The organism is Pelagimonas sp. KU-00592-HH (assembly GCF_040369695.1).
GTDB lineage: Bacteria > Pseudomonadota > Alphaproteobacteria > Rhodobacterales > Rhodobacteraceae > Shimia.
Genome location: NZ_BAABWM010000001.1, coordinates 1,090,024 through 1,108,437 on the forward strand (window position 1 = coordinate 1,090,024; position 18,414 = coordinate 1,108,437).

The window sequence follows — 18,414 nt, forward strand, 5'->3', positions numbered from 1 at the left end:
TATCCTCTGGATTGAAAACGCGAACTGGGAGACCCCTCATGACCCTCAAGACCCCACACATCAACCGCCGCTCTGTCCTTCTGGGGGCCGCCATGACCCCGCTGGCCGCCTCGCCACTTCTGGCTGCCGCCGAGATGATGGGCGTCGCCAGCACCCGCTTCAACCGCATGAAGGTTGGCGGGTTCGAAGTGACAACACTCCTCGCCGGCACCCGCCCGGTTCCGAATCCGCAGTCGATCTTCGGCATGAACGTCTCGGCCGACGAATTCGCCAAGGCCTCGATGCAGGCCAACATCCCCACCGACGTGGCTCAGTTCTTCTTCACCCCCACGGTCGTCAACACCGGCGCGGAACTGATCCTCTTCGACACCGGCCTCAGCCCGGCCAGCATCACTGGCGCCCTCGCCGCCGCAGGCTACAGCGCCGAGCAGATCGACGTGGTTGTCGTCACCCACATGCACGGCGACCATGTCGGCGGCCTTTACGGCGAGGGCGGGGCCACCTTCCCCAACGCCCGCTATGTCACCGGCGCGGCCGAGTTCAACGCTTGGGACATGTCCGGCAATGACACCTTCGAGGCCAAGGTCCGCCCGCTGGCCGAACAGATGTCGATGATCGACGATGGCGCCGCGGTGGCCTCCGGCGTCACCGCCATGGCCGCCTTCGGCCACACCCCTGGTCACATGGCCTACCGTATCGAAAGCGAGGGCAAGCAACTTGTGCTCGGGGCCGACTTTGCCAATCACTACGTCTGGTCACTGGCCTACCCCGACTGGGAGGTGAAATTCGACCGCGACAAGGAAGCCGCCGCCAAAACCCGACGCGCCATGCTCGACATGATGGCCGCCGACCAGATCCCCTTTGTCGGCTACCACATGCCCTGGCCCGGCGTTGGCTATGTTGAAAAACGCGGCCAGGGCTATCACTATGTTCCGGCGAGCTACCAACTGATGCTCTGAGCCGGAGGCCCATGCACGACATCCTGACCATCACCCTGAACCCGGCCGTGGATCTTTCGACCACGGCCGAAACCGTTTCGGCAGGCCCGAAACTGCGGTGTGCGCCCCCCAAAACCGATCCCGGCGGCGGCGGGATCAACGTCTCGCGCGCGATCCGCATCCTCGGCGGTCAGTCCCGTGCCCTCGTCGCCGTCGGCGGTCCCACCGGCAAGAAACTGCGTCACCTGCTGCTGGCCGAAGGCATCGCCTACCTGCCCTTCCGCGCGCCCGGCGAAACCCGTCAAAGCCTTGCGGTGACGGATGAAACCACCGGCGCGCAGTACCGCTTCGTCCTGCCCGGTCCCGACTGGGACGAGGAACGCCAAAGCGCGCTCCTCGATATGCTGCCCGGCGTGGTCCCCGACGAGGGCTTCGTGGTCCTCAGCGGCTCCCTGCCGCCCGGCATCCCGGCCACCTTCCCCACCACGCTCGCCAAGGTCCTCGCCCCACGCCGCCCCCGGATCATCGCCGATCTCTCCGGCGCGGCGCTTGAAACCACCGTCACCGCCCCGCCCGCCAACCTGCACACCCTGCGCATGGACTGGCACGAGGCCGAAACCCTGAACACCACCCCCCTGCCAACCCTGCAGGACACCGCCGATTTCGCCGCCGCCCTGATCGCGCGCGGAACGGCGCAGGTGGTCATCATCGCCCGCGGCGGCGAAGGCTCGGTCCTCGCCAGCCGACACGAAATCCTGCACGCAAAAGCCGCTCAAGTACCGGTCGCCAGCAAGGTCGGCGCCGGTGACAGTTTCGTCGGCGCCTACACCCTTTCGCTGGCCCGGGGCGAGGATCTCGGCGTCGCCCTGCAACGCGGCACCGCCGCCGCCAGCGCCGCCGTCATGACCCCTGCCACCGAACTCTGCCGCGCCAGCGATGCCGAACGGCTTCTCGCCGACTGCCCCCTCACCAGCCTCGACGCGACCCTGACATGACCCAGCCACACCGTTTCTCGACCTTCGAAACCCTCTGCGCCCTGCTGATTGCGCTCTGCGCCTTTGGCACGCTCACCCTGCAAACCAGCGTCGATCTCGGCGAGGGGCGCAGCCTGCCCGACGCCCTCTGGTCCCAGGCCCGCTACTTCACCAACCTGATGGTCCTCACTGTCGGACTGGTCTTCGCGGTCACCACCCTGCGCCGCAGCACCACCCCCGGCTGGATCACCGCCCTCACGGTCTGGATCGTACTGGTCGGCGCGGTCTACCACGCGCTGCTGGCCGCAACCCACCATCCCGAGGGTCTCGACATCACCGTCAACCTGTTCCAGCACACGCTGATCCCGGCAGGTGTCCTGCTGTTCTGGTGGCTCTTCGCCCCGAAACACGGTCTGACCTACACCCACCCCGCCCTCTGGCTGGCCTGCCCGCTGGGCTATGTCGGCTATGCCATGGCACGCGGTGCCTCGGACGGCACCTACCCCTATTTCTTCCTCAATCCGGTCAAGACCGGCGGCATCGGCGTGCTCGCCTATGTCATCGGCCTCGGCGCGGTGTTCTACCTCTCCGGCGCGGCGCTTGTGCTGATTGCTCGCCGCAAGGGATGAGGCCGCTTCTTCTTGGCCCCAATACCCCGGGGTGAGGGCGGCCCCGCCGCCCGAGGGGCAGCGCCCCTCATGCGTAGTCGCTCAGGTCCTTCGGCGCATGCAAAAGCGTGGTGTCATACTTCGGCAGGTCATCCTGCATCGCCAGCCACGGCAGCTTGCTGGCAAAGTTGACATGGAATTCCGGCACGAAATCCTCCGGCCGTTCCATTGAGGCTGCGTAAAGATGCATGCCCCCGGCATAGTGATCCGCCTCGAACCCAAGCGGCGAGCCGCAGTCCGCACAGAAATGCCGAAACACCCCCTTCGAACTCTCCAGCGTCTTCACCGCCTGACCGACCCACCTGAAATTGCGCAACGGCACGCCCAGCCACGCCACCACCGGCGCCGCGCAATTGCGGCGACAATCATCACAGTGGCAATAACAGCTCCAGGTCGGATCGCCCTCGTATTCCCAACCCGTTGCCTTGCACAGGCAATATCCGCGTGTCGTCATCTCGTCCCCTCCGTTTCCCTCACCTATCCATAGGACAGACACAAGGGCAGAGACGAAGCAGACCGCAAACAGGCCGAATGCGACGCCGGACCGTGAAAAGGAAAAGCCCCGGAACACCTCCGGGGCCTTTGAAATCCTTCACAGGCGCTCAGGCGTTGTCCCGCCATCTGCTGACAATCGGATAGCGCCGATCCAGCCAGAAGGCCTTGCGCGATAGGCGCGCACCGGGGGCCGACTGGAACCGTTTGTATTCGCTGATGTAAAGCAGGTGCTCGACCCGCTTGACCGTCTCGCGATCGAACCCCGCCGCAACACAGTCCGCAACCGACCGCTCTTCATCCACCAGCATCGTCAGGATCGCGTCCAGCTCGTCATACGGCGGCAGGCTGTCCTCGTCCTTCTGGTCGGGGCGCAGCTCGGCAGAGGGCGGCTTGTCGATGATCGTCACCGGGATCACCTCGCCCTCGGGGCCGGCCATCCAGTCGCGATGCACCGCGTTGCGCCAGCGGCAGGTCTCGAAAACGCGGGTCTTGTACATGTCCTTGATCGGGTTATAGCCGCCGGCCATGTCGCCATAGATCGTGGCATAGCCCACCGCGACCTCGGACTTGTTGCCGGTGGTCAAAAGCATCTCGCCAAACTTGTTGGACAGCGCCATCAGCAACAGCCCGCGCAGACGCGACTGGATGTTTTCCTCGGTCAGCCCTGGCTCGGTGCCTTCAAACAGCGGCGCAAGCGTGTTGGTGATCGCCTGCCGCCCCTCGGAAATCGGCACATAGTCATAGCGCACGCCCAGACGCTCGGCGATGTCCTTGGCGTCATCCAGCGAGCCCTGCGAGGTGTATTCCGACGGCAGCATCACGCAGCGCACATTCTCGGCCCCCAGCGCATCCACCGCAATCGTGGCCACCAACGCCGAGTCAATACCGCCCGACAGCCCCAAGAGCACCTTCTTGAAACCGGTCTTGCCCATGTAGTCGCGCAGCGCCTCTACACAGACGCGGTAATCCTGTTCTTCCCCCGCTGGCAGAACCGCACGCGCCCCCTGTTCGGCCTTCCAGCCATCCGCCGTACGACTAAAGTCCACATGCGCGATCATCTCGTCGAAGACCGGCAATTGCACCGCCAACTCGCCACCGGGGTTCAGCACAAAGGAGCCGCCGTCGAACACCTGGTCGTCCTGCCCGCCCACCATGTTCACATAGACCAGCGGCAGACCGGTCTCGACCACGCGCGCCACCATGTGGTTCATGCGGCGGTCGAACTTGTCGCGGTAATAGGGCGATCCGTTGGGCACCACGAGAATCTCCGCCCCGGTCTCTTCCAGCGTTTCGCAGACATCCTCGAACCAGGCATCCTCGCAGATCGGCGAGCCGACCCGCACGCCATCCACGTCATACGGCCCGCCCAGCGGCCCGTGGTCAAACAGGCGCTCTTCGTCGAACACGGTGTAATTGGGCAAATGGTGCTTACGCTGAATATGGGCGATCTTGCCGCCCTTGAGCACGAAATAGGCATTGTAGAGCTTGCCATCCTCGGCCAGCGGCCCGCCAATCGCCAGCGCAGGCCCATCGGCACAGGCCACCGCCAGCGCCTCGATCTCGCGCAGCGCCGCCGCCTGCAACGCCGGTTTCAGGATAAGGTCCTGCGGGTTGTAGCCCACGATGAACATTTCCGGCATGACCACAAGCTTGCTGCCCACGGATTTGCCCGCCTCCCAGGCCTCGCAGGCCTTGGCGGCATTGCCGGCAAGATCCCCCATCACGGGGTTGGCCTGCGCCATGGTCAGACGAAATGTTTCGGCCATCAAAGCCTCCTGTCGCTGTCTTGGCCCAAGATTTACCAGAACCCCGCGCGAGGGAAAGGCCAAACGGCCAAAAGACGTTGCTCAGACGCGGCCACTGTTCTAGGTTTCATGCAAGACCACAGGTCGGCACGGGATGGACCCCAAAAGGGCAGAAAAATGAAGAACACCAAGGCAATCAAGATTGCAACACTCGCACTCATGCTGGGCGCAGCCACCTCTGCCACCGCTCAGGAAGGCGAAATCCTTACCAAGCAATACGATGACGGCGGCGTCTACGAAGGCACCTTCAAGGGTGGCCTGCAACACGGCACCGGCAGCTACCGCCTCCCCAACGGCTATGAATACACCGGCGAATGGGTCGACGGCGAGATCAAGGGCAAGGGCCAGGCGCGCTTTCCCAACGGCTCGGTCTACGAGGGCGAATTCGCCAAGGGCAAACCCGAAGGTTTCGGCAAGATCACCTTCACCGACGGCGGCACCTACGAAGGGGAATGGGCCGACGGCAAGATCAACGGCACCGGCGTCGCGCTTTACGCCAACGGCACCCGCTACGAGGGCCAGTTCCAGAACGCCTCGCATCACGGCAAGGGCGTGATGCTGTCGCCGGGCGGATATGTCTATGACGGCGACTGGATCAACGGCGTCAAGGAAGGCATGGCCAAGATCACCTATTCCGACGGTGCCACCTATGCCGGCCAGGTCGCGGGCGGTGCACGTTCGGGGCAAGGCACGCTGACTATGCCCGATGGCCTGATCTACGAAGGCAACTGGGTTTCGGGCCAGATCGAAGGCACCGGTAAGCTCATCCACTCCAACGGTGACATCTACGAAGGCACCCTTGTCGCGGGCCAGCGTGTCGGCGAGGGTACGGTGGTCTATGCCAATGGCGACACATACACTGGCACTTTCGAAGGCGACAAACGCCACGGCCAGGGCACCTTCACCGGAGCCGATGGCTATACCTACGTCGGCAGCTGGATCAACGGCCACATCGAAGGCGACGGCACCGTCACCTACCCCGACGGCTCGGTCTACACCGGCCAGTTCCGCCAGGATCTTGCCGATGGCACCGGCCTCATCACCTATCCTGACGGATCGACCTATGAAGGCGAGTGGAAAGCCGGCGTGATCAACGGCCGCGGCAAGGCCACCTATACCAACGGTCTGGTCTACGAGGGTGAGTTCCTCAACGCCAAGAACCACGGCAAGGGCGTCATGACCTATGCCGACGGCTACCGCTACGAAGGGGACTGGTTCGAAGGCCAGCGCCACGGCCTCGGCATCGCCACCTACACCGACGGCACCGTCTACGAAGGCCAGTTCGCAGACGGCCAGCGCGACGGGGTCGGCGAAATCCGCATGCCCGACGGCTTTACCTATTCCGGAGAATGGCAGGCAGGCGAAATCAGCGGCCAGGGCGTGGCCACCTATGCCAACGGCGACATCTACGAAGGCATGTTCAAGTCCGGCAAACGCCAGGGCGCAGGCACCCTGAAATATGCCACCGGCGAGGAAAAGACCGGCACCTGGGAAAACGGCGCCCTGAAAACCGACGGCTAATCCCCTCCGGCATCAAGCTTGCATCGGATGCAAGGGCACTAAATCTCAATACCCTGCCAAACTGGCGGGGTTTTGAATGAGTTTTGACAACTGCAATCCGCCCATTTTCCCATGGCTCTCTGTTGGTAGCATCGTCTCGAAAATGCGCCGCTTTCGGATTCCGGATGCGAACAACAGACCAGATTATTGCCACCAGTCAGGAACCTTTTCGCGACCAAGATTGGCACCGATTTCGTGCAAGAGATCCCCGACATTCAAAGAGCCAAAAGGAAACGGGGTAAAACATCACAGCCAAACAGATGATCTCTGGGCTTGTTTTTTGGAGCCGCGAAAAAGTGGGGCCCTTGTCATCTCGAGAGGCTTTGTGATTTTTTGATCCGCCTCAAATTCGTTTCGCTTGAGAATACCCCAAGTGCAATTCGGAGGGATCGACCTCCGCAAGAAAACCAAGGAACAAGCTGAATAACTCCCGTTCGCTGGTTACATCAACTTTCGCGTAGAGGCGCTTCTTGTGGTTTTTTATCGTGCCGGTCGAAACATCCATCTTCTTGGCAATCGCCTCGTTGTTGAACCCAGCCAGCGACAGGAACGTGATTTCGCGCTCCCTCGGCGTCAGCAGTCCCGGCAAGAATGATTTAACCGCTTCAGAAAAATTCAATGGAGGCTGCGCCGCCACTTCCCGCGCGGACAGTTCTGCATCCTGCCCTGAAAGACGCCAATGGCTTTCAATCATCGCCGCCATCAACGCATAGAATGCCTCCAAGCGTTCCATGTCATAATCGGAGAACCCGGCCACGCTTTCAACCGTGAGGGCAAGCGCATGATCTTCGTCGACAGGGCACATCAAGGCGACATCATCCTCAAAGCCGGTCAAAGGAACGAACCCGAACATGTAGGTCGCGTCCTCCTTGTTTGGACGCGCAATATCGCTCAGACGAAGGACACCCCCTTGGCGTTGCTCGCGCCAATAGCGATAGAATGGATCAAACCGGAAATAGCCCGCGTCATAAGTGCGCCGGATCAACCCATCATCAACGCCGACAGAATTGTCGACAGGAAGGCTATGCGCCATCACTTGAGGAGCGGAAACAGCCGAGTAGACAATTGTCCATCGCATATCATGCGCCACCAGCGTTCCCAGCGCCTCGTCCAAAGACGAGAGAAACGTGCTCTTGCCGATCTCTCGACAAGGGCGCACCATCACACTCAGCATGTTTTTAATGTGCACATCTTGCATGGCATGGTCCCTCTGGGGATCATCACAGATCACCTTCAAATTGTTACCTCCTGAATATCGATGAGCACGGTACTTTTCGACCCGCTTTGAACAGGAGTTACACACGATTACAAAGGACAGCACAGGGCTCGCAATGAGCGCCTCTTCCCAGTCCTCCGGCGCACAATACGATGTCGCAATTGCCGAACTCGCGCTTTGGCGCAACCCCATCCACATTCTCGATGAGGCGACGGAAAATGATCCGGAATTCGTCATGGGACACATCTTCAAGGCCCATATGGACATGGTTTCGACCGACCGGCGCTATAGTGACATTGCCACCGGGCGCCTGAAAACTATTTCCCGTCTCATCGCGTCCAAGAACTGCCAGCCACGTGAAAAGGCGCATTTCGAGGCTTTGAAACTGTGGCACTCGGGCGACTGGTTCGCTGCCAGTCGTGCCTTGGACCAACTTCAGAATGACTTCCCCACCGATATGCTTGCCTTGTGGATGGGGCACCAACTCGATTTCTATCTCGGCGAATCCAACAACATTCGTGATCGCATCGCCCGCGCCCTGCCGATGTGGGACAAGAACCACCCGCTCTACAGTTTGGTCGAAGGCATGTATGCCTTTGGCCTTGAAGAAGCAGGAGAAAGTGAAAAGGCAAAGGATATAGGCCTTCAGGCGCTCGAAAAAGATTGCCGTGACGTGTGGAGCATTCACGCCGTTGCCCATGCCGTAGAGATGCTGGGCGATTTCAACTACGGTGCGGATTTCATGGAAAACCGTATTCAGGATTGGACGAGCGACAACTTCCTGACGTCGCATAACGCAATTCATACCATTCTCTACAGGCTCGAACAGGGAGATCTCGAACGCTGCATATTCCATTTCGACAGCTTCGTTCTTCCTGAAAACGGCAAACCGGCACTGCTCGGCCTTGTCGACGGATCCTCGGCGCTGTGGCGGCTTTTTCTCGACGGGATCGACACCGGAGATCGTTGGGCCACTCTTGCGTCCCAATGGGAACCAACCGCGGAACAGGCATTTTATGCGTTCAACGACGTGCATGCGATGATGGCGTTTGTCGCCAGCGGCAACTCGGACGCAACCCACCGGATGCTCAAGGCACTGGAAACCTATCTGGCCAACGACGCGAACCGTTCCGAAACCAACTATGCTGTTACGGCCGAAGTGGGCCTGCCAATCTGCTGCGCTCTGCAGGCTTTTGGCGCTGGCAAGTACACCGAGGTTCTGGACGGGCTCGTTCCGATCCGCGACCAGATCATCCGGTTTGGGGGCAGCCACGCGCAACGTGACGTGATCGAACGCACGATTCTTGAGGCCGCCATTCGCGCGAACGCCAAAACGCTTGCAGACAACCTGATCCATCAACGCCTGTCCAAGCGTCCCAACAGCACCTACAACCTGCAAAATCGCGATAGGGTCGCGCAAATGCACTAGGGCCAATCCGTCACGGGTCGGACATCGACCCTGCCGTTGTGCAGGGTCGATCGTTTCCAACAACTTCATATTGCCTCAAGCAAGGTCTGTTGGCTCGGGCAACCCAAGTTTCCGGCCCAGGCGGCGGCTCAGAGACTGGGTAATCCGATCAGCAAGGATCGCAATCAACGCCATCGCAATACCTGCTGTCATACCGACACCGAAATCGCCTTTGGATAGGCCTATATAGATCTGCTGCCCAAGATCCGACGTGCCCACCAATGCCGTGATAACGAGCATGGAAATGCCAAACATGATCGTCTGGTTCAGACCCAGCATGATCGATGGCATTGCCAAGGGCAGTTACACCCGAACCAAACCCGACCAACACAATCCAAGCATTGTCCCTGTATATCTCTGACCAGATCAAACAGCGCCTGGCCAACCTTTTTGATTAAGGTGCAACCTGACTGACAAGCTTAGCCAATCAGAAATCGAAACGCTGACCGAGATCGCCGGCATGATGATCCCGGCCAGCAAAGCCCGCGGGGTTCCCGGTGCAGACGATCCTTCAATCATGGCCGAGATCGTTGACGACGCGAACAAGTACGCCGCCCGCGACGTTCACCGGGCACTGTCTGCATGGTCCATCCTGTCCAACGCGGACAAGGGCGCACGGGTTTCAGCCTTCCTAAGAGACAGCGCCGGTGACGCGGCCGTGCTCCAGGCAGTGGTCAACCGGGTGTACTATCGTAACGACACAGTCATGGGATCCTTGGGCATAGAAGCCCGCGCCCCAATTCCAAAAGGGTTTTGAAGTGGATGAACACGACTGGTCAATCCTTGATCCCGTGCGCGCCAAGAAGCCGATCTGGAGACCTGCCAGCTAAACTCCCACCGATGGCAACCGCACGCCAATACCTTCGCGGTCCTCCCAGCCGCGACCAAGTGCCGTCGGGGTTTCCCGACGGCACTTCCGCTTTCGAGTAGTGGTTTTCTCCCAGACGCCGCAATTCGCCTACCGTAAATTGGGGTGCCGAGAATGGTAGCTCAAGACCTGACATTGCACCTGCAAACGCCCCCCGGACCAGACTTGCAAAGGGAAATTGAGAAAGGCCTCTGTTAGGTCAAATCGACCTTCCCTCAAACAAAGCGCAGATCAAGCGTCGCGTGGTTCCAGAGGTTCTCTCGGGGTTTGACCGGGTCATAGTGGAATGGTGTGTGCTGGCCTTCTTGAAAGCGCACGCGACGGCGGCCTTCGGCCTCCAGATCGTTGATCGGACGGTCTTCATGGGCGCGCCCGCCTTCATGCGACACGAGATATTTCAACCCGCCAACGGAACGCCCGGACACCCGGTCATAGACGTCGAACACGAGCGGCGCATGAGCTGGGATTGTCGGGTGCAGCGAGGACCAGGGTTGCCAGCTGCGGAAGCGGATACCCGCAACAAAGGTTTCGGGACCGACCTTTTGCAGTGGCACTTCAACCTGATTGCAGGTGATCACATAGCGGCTGCCAAGATCGCCCTCGATCTTCAGTTCGACACGTTCTAGCGAGCTATCGACATATCGCGAGGTACCGCCACCCGCGGCCTCTTCGCCCAATACCAGCCAAGGCTCAATGCCGTTGCGCAGGGTCAACTTCAACCCTTCCACATAGGTATGTCCAACCTCGCCAAAACGCATTTCATATTGCGCATCGTACCAATCGGGGCGGAAGGCAAAGCCATGCGCCTGACTAAGATCCTCCAGGACCTCGTTGAAATCGGCGCGGCAGTAGTGCGGCAGCAGAAACTTGTCATGCAGGCCCCTGCCCCAGTGTATCAACGGCTCGGTATAGGGTTTGTCCCAGAACCATGCCAGCAGTCCGCGCATCACCAGTGATTGTGCCATGCTCATCTGCCAATGTGGCGGCATTTCGAAACCTCGAAACTCGACCAGACCGAGACGGCCTGTAGGGCCATCAGGGGAATACATCTTGTCGATGCAGATCTCGGCACGGTGGGTATTGCCGGTGAGATCGGTCAGGAGGTGGCGCAGGATGCGGTCAGCAAGCCAGGGGAAAGCCTGCCCCTCATTTTGCATCCGCGTCAGCTCGTTCAGAGCGATCTCCATCTCATAAACCTTGTCTGGCAGACCTTCGTCAAAACGAGGTGCCTGGCTGGTCGGACCGATGAATGTGCCGGAAAAAAGATACGAGAGCGACGGGTGCCGCTGCCAATAGCGAATGAGCGAAGCCACAAGGTCGGGGCGGCGCAAGAAAGGACTATCGGACGGGGTCGCGCCACCAACGACAATATGGTTGCCCCCACCAGAGCCGGTCAGGCGACCATCAACCATGAAAGTGAAGCTGTCGAGACCGCATTGGCGCGCCTCTTCATAGAGCGCCTCGTTGATCTTCTTGAGCCCCTGCCAGTTGTTGGCGGGGTGGATGTTGACTTCGATCACACCCGGATCGGGAGTGACACGGATCACGTTGAAATTGCCATCGCGTGGCGGCTCGTAACCTTCAATGCGGACAGGCAAATTCATAGCAGAAGCAGTTTCCTCGACCGCTTCGACAAGGTCGAGATATTCGTCAGAAGAACCGGTGGGCGGCATGAAGACGTGCAGAATGCCATCACGCGGTTCGACCGCCAGCGCGGTCCGGATCGGCATACCTTCAACCCAGAAGCTGTATTCCCCCATCAGCCAGTCATCCGATGTTTCGACATCCCGCAACCAGACGTCTTCGCCATGTTCCTGAGCGGGACCGGGAGCCGCGTTCTTTCGCTTCTGGCGAACTTGCTTGACGGGTTGCGGCTTTGGCATGACGGGCTGGCCATATCCAACCATCCCTCCGGGGCCATAGCCCGGACCATAGAACGGTGTCGCCCAAAACTCTTCAGTCTCGTATTCGCTGCCGGGTTCCAGGCCGCGTTTCACCACCCGTCGAGGTGGGAGCCCGCGTTTGCGGCGCAGCATGGTGTCGCGGAAATACTGTTTGAACTCTTCCGATTTCGACAACGAATTAAGCGGAAGACGATAGCCAGCTGGGCTGTCTCCCGGCAGCAGGAAGAGCTTGTCGCGCCGCGTGCCCCAGATGTCGCTGGCCCATCTGAACCGCCGCCGCGCGCTGGCCTTGGCCTGGGCAAGCTGGATCGGGATCACATAACTGACGGGATTGGTTAGCCCGTTGTTCATCATCCGAACTAGGCGCGCACGTTCCTGAGGGTCTTCCAGTTGGTTGTCCTCGATCGTGACGTTGTCGGGAAGCATCGCTTCCTTGCCAACGAAATGCAGAGGGTCTTCATACAGCGGATGGGCGAAAGCGCCATCACCAAGCTCCAGCGCCTCGACCAGCCGCTCGGAGAATTCCTCGGCAGTCTCATGGGTTGCATGACCAGTGTTTTCCTTGGCCAAGAGATCGGCATCCGACCAGAGCGGCAGCCCATCCCCTCGCCAGATCAGGGAATAGGCCCAGCGCGGCAGGGGTTCACCGGGATACCATTTGCCTTGACCATGATGCAGGACCCCATGGGGTGCAAACCGGTCGCGCAGGCGGCGCACCAGATTGTCTGCATAAGTCTGTTTCGTCGGGCCAACCGCCTCGGTTGTCCATTCTTCACCATCGCGGTCAATCGCGGACACAAAGGTTGGCTCGCCACCCATTGTGAGACGCATATCCTGCGCCTGAATTTTTGCCTCCACCGCTTCGCCAGCGCGGTCAATTTCGGCCCACTGTTCCGGCGAAAGTGGGCGGGTGACACGGGGCGGCTCGTCCACGCGCTTAACGTCCATGTCAAAACTGAAACTGACTTCGGCAAAGTCATGAGCGCCGGTGATGGCAGCAGCAGACACCGGTTCAGGCGTGGCGGCCAGTGGAATGTGGCCCTCACCCGCAAAGAGGCCTGATGTCGGGTCTATTCCGACCCATCCCGCACCGGGCAGGTAAACTTCGCACCATGCGTGCAGATCGGTGAAATCATCTTCAGGACCCGCAGGGCCTTCGATCGGTTTCTGATCAGCGGTCAGCTGGATCAGGTAACCCGACACGAAGCGTGCCGCATAGCCAAACTCGCGCAGGAGGGCAACCATGAGCCACGCGCTGTCACGGCAAGAACCGAGCGCCTTGCGGATGGTTGTCGAAGGGCTTTGCACCCCCGGTTCCATGCGGATTGTGTATTCGATCTTCTCGGCCAGGAAGGCGTTGACCGCCACAAGCCAGTCAATAGTCCGCCCGTCCTGCTTCGGGGCTTCGTCTACGAAATTCTTGAAGGCTTTTCCCCGCGAGACCTTTTTCAAGTAGGGGCGCAAGTCCTTCTTCTGATCCGGGGCATAGTCGAAGGGCACGCTTTCACAGCTTTCTTCGAGGAAGAAATCAAACGGGTTGATAGCCACCATGTCGGCCACAAGATCGACCGTGACCGAAAATTTCGTGGCTGGCTTGGGAAAAACCAACCGCGCATGCCAGTTGGCATAGGCATCTTGCTGCCAGTTGAGAAAATGCTCCTCCGGTTCAATCCTTAACGAATAACTCTTGATTGGTGTCCTGCTGTGCGGTGCTGGCCGCAGCCGCACCACATGCGGGGCGAGGTTAACCGGACGATCGTATTCATAGGTGGTGCGATGGCTCAGCGCGACGCTTATTGACATAACAGTTTGCCACTTTTTTTTGCACAGCCCGGAAAAAGGTCAGGCCATTCTTTTCAGTTTTGCCTAATTGGCGGTCATTCCTTGTGTGCAGAGGCATTGCGAATACGGTCAACCCAAATGCGAATTTTGGGGGTGCCTATGCAGGCCAACATCTTTAATGAGATGAAAAATGGGGCAATTGACCGTCCCGAATACCGCGCGGTGGTAGATTGGATCGAACGCAACGGCGTAGAGGCATTACAATCACGTCGCGCCGAAGCCGAAGCCCTTTTTAGACGGATCGGCATCACCTTTGCCGTCTACGGTGAAGGCGGAGACCCGGATCGGCTCATACCCTTCGACATGGTTCCACGCATCTTCAATGCCAAAGAATGGAATCTCATCGAGAGCGGCTCGATCCAACGCGCGCGCGCATTGAATGCCTTTATCGCAGATGCCTTCGGAGCTCGGGAGATCGTTAAGGCCGGGATCATCCCGGAAGCCATGATAACCAAGAACCCTGCCTACCTGGAGCAGATGAACGGCTATCGTCCGCCGCGGGATGTCTGGGCGCATATCGTCGGAGTGGATTTGGTTCGAACCGGAACCGACCAGTTTTTTGTTCTCGAAGACAACTGCCGCACCCCATCGGGGGTGTCCTATGTGCTGCAGAACCGAGAAGTGATGTCGCGTATGTTCCCCGAGCTATTCTGTGACGGAAAAATCCGACCTGTGGACGGCTACACCGATATTCTTGCGGAGGCCATGAAGTCCGTTGCACCACCAAACTGCGAAGGCGCGCCCACGATGGCGCTATTAACTCCGGGGCAGTTTAACTCGGCCTATTTCGAGCACTCTTTCCTTGCCGACATGATGGGGATCGAACTGGTCGAGGGTCCGGACCTGATTGTCGACAATCAAAAGGTCTATATGCGCACAACCCATGGCTTCGAGCAGGTCCACGTCATCTATCGCCGCATTGACGATTCCTTCCTCGATCCAGCCATGTTCCGCGAAGACAGCATGATCGGCGTACGCGGACTGATGGACGCGATGAGTGCCGGCAACGTGACGGTAATCAATATGCCGGGTACGGGTATCGCGGACGACAAGGCCACTTATATCCACGTACCTGAAATGATCCGTTTCTATCTTGGAGAAGAGCCGATCATTCCCAATGTGCAAACCTTCCGCTGTGATCAGCCCGATGATCTTGCCTATGTTCTGGAAAACCTGGCCGAGCTTGTCGTCAAAGAAGTTCAGGGATCGGGCGGCTATGGCATGTTGATCGGGCCGACCTCGACCAAAGCCGAGATCGAAGAGTTCGCAAACAAACTCAAAGCGAACCCCGAAAACTATATCGCGCAACCAACCCTGTCACTCTCGGCAGCTCCTGTTCTCACCGACGCGGGCCTTGCTCCGCGACATGTAGACCTTCGCCCCTTCGTGGTTTCTGGCGAAACCACCCGAATGGTGCCCAGCGGACTGAGCCGCGTGGCCCTTCGTGAAGGATCACTTGTGGTGAATTCAAGTCAAGGCGGAGGCGTCAAGGATACCTGGGTTCTGAGCGAGGGAGCAGTCTGATGTTGAGCCGTACCGCAGAAGGCCTGTTCTGGTTGGGTCGCTATATCGAACGCATGGAAACCGCCGCGCGCCTACTCGACGCAGGGCGCCGCCTTGACAGCCTGCCACGTGAGGAGAGTTCGCGACACAGCGAATGGACCTCCATTATCATTGCGTCTGGTGCAACCAACACCTTTCCTGCTGCTCTCGAAGACGCTGATGTCGAAAGCGTCTCGGATCACCTCATCCGAGATGCCAACAATCCGTCCTCGATCATTTCTTGCATCGAAGCCGCGCGCATGAACGCCAAGGCTGTTCGCAATGCTATCTCGGCCGAAGTCTGGGAGGCGGTGAATGACACACGGGCGGAACTGCACATCCACCTGAAAAAAGAAACCGATCAGGAAAACCTTTCAGATTTCCTCGATTGGGTTCGCGCGCGCGGGGGTCTGGCGTTTGGCAAGATTGGAAACTCCATGTTGCGTGACGATAGCCTTTTGTTCATCGAGTTGGGCAAATGGTTCGAACGCGCTGACGCCACTGCCCGTCTGCTTGACGTAAAATACCACGTGCTCCTACCGAACGCGACCGATGTAGGGGGCGGTCTTGATTATCTTCAATGGGTTCAGGTTTTGCGCGCTGCCAATTCCGCCGTGGCCTTCCGCCACCTCTACAGTCGTATTGTTGATGCCCAAGGGGTCGTCGACCTGCTCATTCTGAACGAAGCAAGCCCGCGTTCTCTCACGACTGCCATGTCGGAAATATCGACAATCCTGAGCAAGCTGGCTTCTGATCTGCCGGTCCAACAGCAGTTGGCCCAGTCCGCAATGAACACAACTGAAAAGCTGCGCGCCACAAAGGTCGATGACATATTCGAAACCGGTCTGCACGACTGGCTAACAAACTTTATTGTCGACACCAACAAGATGGCTCAGGCGGCCTCATCAGCGTTCGGCTTCGGCGTGGACTTGGCGCAAAATGCGGGTGAAACCACACAATAGCGTCTCGGAACTTTGGTAACGGGGTGTTAGAAGCCCCGCATCCAAGCCGAATCCTTCTGGAGATACTCGATCCTGATGACCTATTGCGTTGCTCTCAAAACCAATGCCGGAATGGTTTTTCTGTCCGATACGCGCACTAATGCAGGCGTGGACAATGTTTCGAAGTACCGCAAGATGTTCACTTGGGAAGTCCCAGGTGACCGTGTCATCACCATGATGACCTCTGGCAACCTCTCCATCACGCAGGCCGTCATCAGCCTGCTGCAAGAGAATATCGACAACCCGCAGGATGGGATCGATACAATCTTGAGCGCGGATTCGATGTTCCGGGTTGCTGAAATCGTCGGTGACGCCATGCGCGTGATCCAGAACCGCTATGGGTCAAATATCTCGCAAATGGGAGAAAGCACCATCTCGTCGATCATTGTTGGCGGGCAGCGTGCCGGCGGTGGTATGCGCCTGTTCCACATATATTCCGCCGGAAACTTTATCGAAGCGGGCGAGGATACCCCCTATTTCCAGATCGGAGAACACAAGTACGGCAAGCCGATTCTTGATCGGGTCATCAATGTCGACACCCCGGTCAATGTTTGCGTAACCGCCGCTCTTCTGTCCATGGATTCAACCTTGCGTTCCAACCTGTCCGTTGGAATGCCGCTCGATTTGTCGGTGGTTGAACGCGACACACTTCGGTTTTCTCAAGTGCGCAGGATCGAGGACCATGACCCCAATTATCTGGCCTTGTCCGAGGCTTGGTCGAATTCCTTGAGAAATGCTTTCCACGATATGTTTCAACATACAGTCGTGTGACACAAGCGCGCCAAAAGCTCTTGGAGATCGACAAGACCGCAACATGTTCCAACTAGGGCATGGGCACCGGAAGCATGGTACAAGTCGCAGCACCAAGGCTCCGGTCTTTGGAAACGTTCAAGACCGAAATTTGTACTGGCAACAAAGACATAACTCGGCGCGTCGAAACTGCGGAGATTGTGAGAGCGGAAGCGCCCAAATCTAAAGCGTGAATCCCAATTCCGCCCTTCACCCAAAACGCAGCGCGTTCACGCAGGAACCAAACAATGAGGCAGGCGGCCAGAGGTGGCCATTAAATTTCCAGAAATGAATGATGGCGGAGACGAAGGGATTCGAACCCTCGATACCGTTTCCGGTATACTCCCTTAGCAGGGGAGCGCCTTCGACCACTCGGCCACGTCTCCGTCGACCCGTCTATCTTGAGGGCCAATCGGTGACAAGAGGAAATTCGCCGAATTCTGCAAGAAGCGTGGATCACACTGACATCTCATGATTTTCGACACAGGACATGCACCATGTAGTCGTCCTCGAAAACCTCTCCTGGATCGATCCTGCACCCGTCAATGGCATAGGCCGCCTCCACCTCAAATCCGGTGCGGGCCAAAAGGGCGGTCTGGGCGGCAAGGTCGGAGTAGTAGGTCAAAAGCGCATAGTTCATGCCGCTGTCGTTCAGGATCGCGTAGTCGCTGGTGGCCCGACAGCCCTTGGCCAACTCGTCACGCAGGGCATCCCGACGTCGCCGCGCCCCGGCCAGCCAGAAGAATAACACGCGTTCCCATAGCGGTATCTGCCGCGGCTCCAACGTGCGATCCAGATCGCGAAAATCCCGATTGTGGAAGCTGAACAGGAAATACCCTCCGGGGCGCAGCACGCGGGCGATTTCCGTTAGTGCGCGGCACCGCCCCTCGTGATCAACATAGTCCAGACCGTTGTAGGAAAACACCGCGAAATCAAAGGCATCCACTGCCAAGTCAGGCATGTCTCGTGCATCCATCCTACGGAAGGTGACATCGGGAAAGGCGCGCTGCGCTTCCTGAATGGCCTGCGCGGCATAGTCCACGCCAAGATACGTCGCCGCCTGGTCTGCCAGCGTGGGCACAAGCCGCCCCGTCCCCACGCCAAGCTCAAGAACCCGCCCCCGCCTCACGGCTTCCGGCACCGCCTGCAAGGCCGCCTCCTCGGCCGGAAAAAGGCCTGCTTTCGCCCGGTTGGCACGTCCGTTCTCGACGCTGTCAAACGCCCTGAGGTTTACCGAATTCATGCTGACCGACATGGCGTTCCCCGCGTGCTCCAGCGGCAGGATTGCCGTCTGGTCATCGCCGTCATTTCCAACCATTATCGACCCACAGTCAACCCGGACAG

15 protein-coding genes and 1 tRNA gene are annotated in these 18,414 nt (G+C 59.0%); 9 read left to right on the forward strand and 7 right to left on the reverse strand.

Translation table 11 applies throughout. The features are described from left to right. Nucleotides 1-38: 38 nt before the first annotated feature. From ABWV42_RS05275 to ABWV42_RS05285, 3 genes are read left to right on the forward strand one after another with little or no spacing between them, the layout of a single operon-like run. Complete coding sequence (locus ABWV42_RS05275; RefSeq protein WP_353339181.1) at nt 39-959, forward strand: MBL fold metallo-hydrolase; 921 nt, start codon at nt 39-41, stop codon at nt 957-959. A gap of 11 nt (nt 960-970) precedes the next feature. Further along, the gene (locus tag ABWV42_RS05280; protein WP_353339182.1) at nt 971-1,933 is read left to right on the forward strand and encodes a 1-phosphofructokinase family hexose kinase; all 963 of its coding nucleotides are present in this window, start codon (nt 971-973) and stop codon (nt 1,931-1,933) included. Next, on the forward strand, nt 1,930-2,541 hold the full coding sequence (locus ABWV42_RS05285) for a Pr6Pr family membrane protein (RefSeq protein ID WP_353339183.1): 612 nt from the start codon (nt 1,930-1,932) through the stop codon (nt 2,539-2,541). Before ABWV42_RS05280 ends, ABWV42_RS05285 begins: the two co-directional genes overlap by 4 nt. A 67-nt stretch (nt 2,542-2,608) precedes the next feature. Here the strand turns inward: ABWV42_RS05285 and ABWV42_RS05290 are convergent, their stop codons facing one another. Together ABWV42_RS05290 and ABWV42_RS05295 are read right to left on the reverse strand one after the other, a co-directional pair. Then, nucleotides 2,609-3,034 (reverse strand): GFA family protein, encoded by a 426-nt coding sequence (locus tag ABWV42_RS05290; protein ID WP_353339184.1) that lies wholly within the window; start codon nt 3,032-3,034, stop codon nt 2,609-2,611. 148 nt (nt 3,035-3,182) lie between these two features. Then, a complete protein-coding gene (locus ABWV42_RS05295) occupies nt 3,183-4,841 on the reverse strand; it encodes an NAD+ synthase (RefSeq protein WP_353339185.1) in 1,659 nt (552 codons plus the stop codon). A gap of 156 nt (nt 4,842-4,997) precedes the next feature. Between ABWV42_RS05295 and ABWV42_RS05300 the strand changes: the two genes are divergently transcribed. Beyond that, entirely contained in the window at nt 4,998-6,401 is a 1,404-nt protein-coding gene (locus ABWV42_RS05300) for an MORN repeat-containing protein (protein WP_502930938.1), read from the forward strand. Between the two features lie 382 nt (nt 6,402-6,783). On the opposite strand, the gene ABWV42_RS05305 is transcribed toward ABWV42_RS05300, so the two are convergent. Then, nucleotides 6,784-7,671, reverse strand: a complete 888-nt coding sequence (locus tag ABWV42_RS05305; RefSeq protein ID WP_353339516.1) for a helix-turn-helix transcriptional regulator — start codon at nt 7,669-7,671, stop codon at nt 6,784-6,786. A 100-nt stretch (nt 7,672-7,771) separates the two neighbouring features. On the opposite strand from ABWV42_RS05305, the gene ABWV42_RS05310 reads away from it, so the two are divergent. Beyond that, nucleotides 7,772-9,085, forward strand: coding sequence for a tetratricopeptide repeat protein (locus ABWV42_RS05310; RefSeq protein WP_353339186.1), 1,314 nt, complete (start codon nt 7,772-7,774; stop codon nt 9,083-9,085). A 75-nt stretch (nt 9,086-9,160) separates the two neighbouring features. Here the strand turns inward: ABWV42_RS05310 and ABWV42_RS05315 are convergent, their stop codons facing one another. Continuing rightward, the gene (locus tag ABWV42_RS05315) at nt 9,161-9,415 is read right to left on the reverse strand and encodes a hypothetical protein (RefSeq protein ID WP_353339187.1); all 255 of its coding nucleotides are present in this window, start codon (nt 9,413-9,415) and stop codon (nt 9,161-9,163) included. Between the two features lie 169 nt (nt 9,416-9,584). Between ABWV42_RS05315 and ABWV42_RS05320 the strand changes: the two genes are divergently transcribed. Continuing rightward, nucleotides 9,585-9,881, forward strand: coding sequence for a hypothetical protein (locus ABWV42_RS05320; protein WP_353339188.1), 297 nt, complete (start codon nt 9,585-9,587; stop codon nt 9,879-9,881). Between the two features lie 326 nt (nt 9,882-10,207). Here ABWV42_RS05320 and ABWV42_RS05325 read toward each other — a convergent pair whose 3' ends face one another. Continuing rightward, nucleotides 10,208-13,699 (reverse strand): transglutaminase family protein, encoded by a 3,492-nt coding sequence (locus ABWV42_RS05325; RefSeq protein WP_353339189.1) that lies wholly within the window; start codon nt 13,697-13,699, stop codon nt 10,208-10,210. A 138-nt stretch (nt 13,700-13,837) separates the two neighbouring features. Between ABWV42_RS05325 and ABWV42_RS05330 the strand changes: the two genes are divergently transcribed. The 3 genes from ABWV42_RS05330 (at nt 13,838) to ABWV42_RS05340 (ending at nt 17,052) form a co-directional block, all read left to right on the forward strand. Beyond that, nucleotides 13,838-15,262, forward strand: a complete 1,425-nt coding sequence (locus ABWV42_RS05330) for a circularly permuted type 2 ATP-grasp protein (RefSeq protein WP_353339190.1) — start codon at nt 13,838-13,840, stop codon at nt 15,260-15,262. Further along, nucleotides 15,262-16,242, forward strand: a complete 981-nt coding sequence (locus ABWV42_RS05335) for an alpha-E domain-containing protein (RefSeq protein ID WP_353339191.1) — start codon at nt 15,262-15,264, stop codon at nt 16,240-16,242. Before ABWV42_RS05330 ends, ABWV42_RS05335 begins: the two co-directional genes overlap by 1 nt. 75 nt (nt 16,243-16,317) lie before the next feature. Next, nucleotides 16,318-17,052, forward strand: coding sequence for a proteasome-type protease (locus ABWV42_RS05340; RefSeq protein WP_353339192.1), 735 nt, complete (start codon nt 16,318-16,320; stop codon nt 17,050-17,052). A 314-nt stretch (nt 17,053-17,366) separates the two neighbouring features. On the opposite strand, the gene ABWV42_RS05345 is transcribed toward ABWV42_RS05340, so the two are convergent. Then, a tRNA-Ser gene (locus ABWV42_RS05345) sits at nt 17,367-17,456 on the reverse strand. Between the two features lie 83 nt (nt 17,457-17,539). Further along, a complete protein-coding gene (locus ABWV42_RS05350; RefSeq protein ID WP_353339193.1) occupies nt 17,540-18,388 on the reverse strand; it encodes a class I SAM-dependent methyltransferase in 849 nt (282 codons plus the stop codon). Nucleotides 18,389-18,414 lie beyond the last annotated feature (26 nt).

Excerpts from the sequence above, each read along its gene's own strand:
- ABWV42_RS05285 (WP_353339183.1), top strand. The coding sequence starts at position 1,930 with ATGACCCAGCCACACCGTTTCTCGACCTTCGAAACCCTCTGCGCCCTG.
- ABWV42_RS05290 (WP_353339184.1), bottom strand. The coding sequence starts at position 3,034 with ATGACGACACGCGGATATTGCCTGTGCAAGGCAACGGGTTGGGAATAC.
- ABWV42_RS05310 (WP_353339186.1), top strand. The coding sequence starts at position 7,772 with ATGAGCGCCTCTTCCCAGTCCTCCGGCGCACAATACGATGTCGCAATT.
- ABWV42_RS05320 (WP_353339188.1), top strand. The coding sequence starts at position 9,585 with ATGATGATCCCGGCCAGCAAAGCCCGCGGGGTTCCCGGTGCAGACGAT.
- ABWV42_RS05300 (WP_502930938.1), top strand. The coding sequence starts at position 4,998 with ATGAAGAACACCAAGGCAATCAAGATTGCAACACTCGCACTCATGCTG.
- ABWV42_RS05275 (WP_353339181.1), top strand. The coding sequence starts at position 39 with ATGACCCTCAAGACCCCACACATCAACCGCCGCTCTGTCCTTCTGGGG.
- ABWV42_RS05340 (WP_353339192.1), top strand. The coding sequence starts at position 16,318 with ATGACCTATTGCGTTGCTCTCAAAACCAATGCCGGAATGGTTTTTCTG.
- ABWV42_RS05295 (WP_353339185.1), bottom strand. The coding sequence starts at position 4,841 with ATGGCCGAAACATTTCGTCTGACCATGGCGCAGGCCAACCCCGTGATG.
- ABWV42_RS05330 (WP_353339190.1), top strand. The coding sequence starts at position 13,838 with ATGCAGGCCAACATCTTTAATGAGATGAAAAATGGGGCAATTGACCGT.
- ABWV42_RS05280 (WP_353339182.1), top strand. The coding sequence starts at position 971 with ATGCACGACATCCTGACCATCACCCTGAACCCGGCCGTGGATCTTTCG.
- ABWV42_RS05315 (WP_353339187.1), bottom strand. The coding sequence starts at position 9,415 with ATGCCATCGATCATGCTGGGTCTGAACCAGACGATCATGTTTGGCATT.
- ABWV42_RS05335 (WP_353339191.1), top strand. The coding sequence starts at position 15,262 with ATGTTGAGCCGTACCGCAGAAGGCCTGTTCTGGTTGGGTCGCTATATC.
- ABWV42_RS05325 (WP_353339189.1), bottom strand. The coding sequence starts at position 13,699 with ATGTCAATAAGCGTCGCGCTGAGCCATCGCACCACCTATGAATACGAT.
- ABWV42_RS05350 (WP_353339193.1), bottom strand. The coding sequence starts at position 18,388 with ATGGTTGGAAATGACGGCGATGACCAGACGGCAATCCTGCCGCTGGAG.